Annotated in this window: 3 protein-coding genes; 1 reads left to right on the top strand and 2 read right to left on the bottom strand. The window is 66.9% G+C overall.

Features of this window, described 5'->3' with window-relative positions; translation table 11 throughout:
• Positions 1-193, top strand: a 193-nt coding sequence (locus OXU32_00595; GenBank protein ID MDE0072468.1) for a transcriptional regulator, incomplete at its 5' end; no start/stop codon positions are given.
• 6 nt (positions 194-199) lie between these two features.
• Here the strand turns inward: OXU32_00595 and OXU32_00590 are convergent.
• A complete protein-coding gene (locus tag OXU32_00590) occupies positions 200-1,480 on the bottom strand; it encodes a hypothetical protein (GenBank protein MDE0072467.1) in 1,281 nt (426 codons plus the stop codon).
• Between the two features lie 61 nt (positions 1,481-1,541).
• A partial coding sequence (locus OXU32_00585; protein MDE0072466.1) for a hypothetical protein occupies positions 1,542-2,041 on the bottom strand: 500 nt, incomplete at its 5' end.

Raw genomic sequence — 2,041 nt, 5'->3', positions numbered from 1 at the left:
CTTCGAGGTGAGGCTCCGCAAGAAGGTGCGCTTCGAGATCGCCGTGAACGACAATTTCCTGGAACGGACCAGGCAGGCGATCATCAAGGGAGCGCGCACGGGGAACATCGGCGACGGTGTGATCTTCGTGCTGGAACTTGCGGAGTGCTACCGGATCCGGACGGGAGAGGAGGGCTCCCCCGCGATCGGGTGACCCCGACTACTTGTTGATCCGGTACATGCGGACGTACTGAACGTCCAGTTCGTCGGTCCAGACGCCGAGGACGTAGTCGTCGCCGATCTCCATATAGGGTGCCTGGTACTGGATGAAGGCCCGGTGGAGCCCGGGGGGCAGCGTAACGCTACCGAGCCAGGTGCCGTCGGGAGCGAGGATCTCGTAAGGCGGGGGTTCGGCGCCGGCCACGTAGTACGGCTGGAGCCACAGATGCCCGGTCCCGTCCACGTGAATGGAACGGAGAATGGGGAGGTGCGGCGCCCGCGGGAATCCCCGCCACATCCGGCGTAACCCGTCGACCCGTTCCGTTGCGGCCTGGTCCGGATCCGCGAAGGCGATCTGCACGATGCCGTCCAGGTGGAGGTCGAAGAGAGCGGCGGTCGCCTCCCGGGGAGCCACATCGCGGCGAAAAACGGCCGTAGTCGCGCTATCGCGGGGTGAGATCAGCCGCACCGACCAGGCCTCCGTGTCGATCACAGCGAGACGTCCGTCCGCGGCACCGAACTCCGGTCCCCTGGCGAAGACATAGGTGCTCACGGACCACCCTCCGTCCTCCCGGACGCGCGCGACCGCCTCGTTGCCGGGCAGCACGATCAGCGACCTCCCGGCGCCGTCATCAAGGTCAACCGTCGCCAAGCGCTCCAGGGGCCATCGGACGACGCCGTTGGGCACCTCGTCACCGTACTCGGCGAGGCGAACGATGAGCAGACCGTCCACGACGCCCACTGCCTTGTCGGCGACCGCCGCCCTGTTGGCGCCCTCGCCCTCGGTGATCGCCACCCGGTAGGATCGAGCGAGGCGGCCCTGCGGGTCGAAGACCTGGGCTCGCAGCAACGCTCCGTCGAACGTCACCAGCGAATCACCAGCCGTGGTACCGACGAAATCGAGACTCCTGAATTCGCCTGGTCCTTCCCCGGACCTCCCCGCGCGCCACAGGAAGTTCCCCGCTGCGTCGTAGCTGCGCAGCTCCGATGCAGCCCGCTCCGCGACCACGATGTCGCCGTTGCTCAGACGCACGGCCGCGACCACATCGGTGAGCTGGTATTCGGGTGCGCCGGTGACGGTGCCGATTTCGAGGAGAGGCTCGGGTTCGACGGTCCAACCCTCACCGGGCCCCCACAGTGGCTCGACGGCCGTTGCGATGGGGATGCCGGCCGAGTCGGTGCGGATGGTATGTACGGGAGGGGAAGCGGAATCGCAGCCCGTCGCTGCCATGAAGATCGCCGCCGCGGCCAGGATGGTCGCGAGTGAGCCGCGAGTCCTCATCTTCATCCCCGCAAAGTCGCGTCGTCACGCCTCGTCGCGCGGAACGTCGCCAGCGGCAAGTTCACCGCACGACCCGCAGCCGCACGACGTACTGCACGTCGAGATCGTCGCGCTGCACGCCGTAGAGATGCTCTCCCTGGGCCATCATCGGATCGAAGCCCCTGGGTGGCGTCATCGTGCCCAGGTAGCGCCCTTCGCGGTCGAAGATGTCGTACTCCCGGGCGGCAATGGCGTGGAGACCGAAACTCGCTATTTCGTGCGGCTCGAATGATGAGACCTGAAGCGCCTGCTGCACCCACAGTGTTCCGTCGGGGCCACCGAACAGCGACGCGAACGCCGGAAAATGAGTTCCGAACTCCATGGTGCGGATCATCTGTTCCCTTTCGGCGGACAGAGGTCCGCTCCCGTAGACCCCTCGTATGCGCTCGCGCAGCGCCTGCCGGTCGGAGTCGCGTAGCGGCCTGGGCTCGAACGACTTGGTGACGACGCGCCCCAGGCGGCCATTCCGATCCCGAATCTCCAGCCGGTAGGCCGAGAGACGCCCGCTTGCCAGGCGACCAT

The sequence above is a fragment of the Gammaproteobacteria bacterium genome (genome assembly GCA_028819075.1).
In the GTDB taxonomy this organism is placed as follows: domain Bacteria; phylum Gemmatimonadota; class Gemmatimonadetes; order Longimicrobiales; family Gaopeijiaceae; genus BD2-11.
The sequence above is the reverse complement of the archived record's forward strand: the minus strand, read 5'-3'. Positions and strand labels throughout refer to the sequence as shown.